This is a genomic window from Arthrobacter sp. H5 (genome assembly GCF_000520595.1).
Lineage (GTDB): Bacteria > Actinomycetota > Actinomycetes > Actinomycetales > Micrococcaceae > Arthrobacter_D.
Map to the genome: position 1 here is coordinate 51,693 of NZ_KI914999.1, position 934 is coordinate 52,626.

Genomic DNA, 934 nt, shown 5'->3' on the forward strand with positions numbered 1-934 from the left:
TGTTGACGGCGTTGTCGCTTTCGGGTCTGCCCACGGACAGGTTCTGCTTTGAGGGCTTCCTGCCGCGCAAGGCGGGGGAGCGGACCGCCAGGTTGACCGAGCTTCAGGCGGAGAGCCGGACCATGGTGTTTTTCGAGGCGCCGCACCGGCTGGAAGTGATGTTGCGGTCGCTGCATCAAGTGTTCGGTCCGGAGCGCAGGGGGTGTGTGGCCCGGGAGCTCACCAAACTTCATGAGGAAGTGGTCCGTGGGTCGCTGCAGGAGTTGCTGGACTGGGCCGAGGCTGCGGAGATCCGCGGTGAAATTGCCGTTGTGGTGGGAGGCGCTCCCGCTGACGCGCCGGCAAGGGCGGAGGACCACGTTGCTGCGGTGTCGGAATTGATGAGCAGGGGCATCCGGTTGAAGGACGCTGTGGCGGGGCGGCCGTCCGCGGAGTGATGGTGACTGCGGCCCCCGGCCCGTCTGCGGTGTTGACGGCGTTGTCGCTTTCGGGTCTGCCCACGGACAGGTTCTGCTTTGAGGGCTTCCTGCCGCGCAAGGCGGGGGAGCGGACCGCCAGGTTGACCGAGCTTCAGGCGGAGAGCCGGACCATGGTGTTTTTCGAGGCGCCGCACCGGCTGGAAGTGATGTTGCGGTCGCTGCATCAAGTGTTCGGTCCGGAGCGCAGGGGGTGTGTGGCCCGGGAGCTCACCAAACTTCATGAGGAAGTGGTCCGTGGGTCGCTGCAGGAGTTGCTGGACTGGGCCGAGGCTGCGGAGATCCGCGGTGAAATTGCCGTTGTGGTGGGAGGCGCTCCCGCTGACGCGCCGGCAAGGGCGGAGGACCACGTTGCTGCGGTGTCGGAATTGATGAGCAGGGGCATCCGGTTGAAGGACGCTGTGGCGGCTGTGGCTGAGGACGGCAGGCTGAGCAAACGGGAGCTGTATGCGGCGGTC

Annotated in this window: 1 protein-coding gene and 1 pseudogene; both read left to right on the forward strand. The window is 66.3% G+C overall.

The window, feature by feature from the left end; translation table 11 throughout:
• Window positions 1-437, forward strand: a 437-nt coding sequence (locus tag Y708_RS24775) for a 16S rRNA (cytidine(1402)-2'-O)-methyltransferase (RefSeq protein WP_253905798.1), incomplete at its 5' end; no start/stop codon positions are given.
• Window positions 431-934, forward strand: a pseudogene (locus Y708_RS24780) (SAM-dependent methyltransferase); the annotation flags it as partial. The gene Y708_RS24775 and the pseudogene Y708_RS24780, both read left to right, overlap by 7 nt.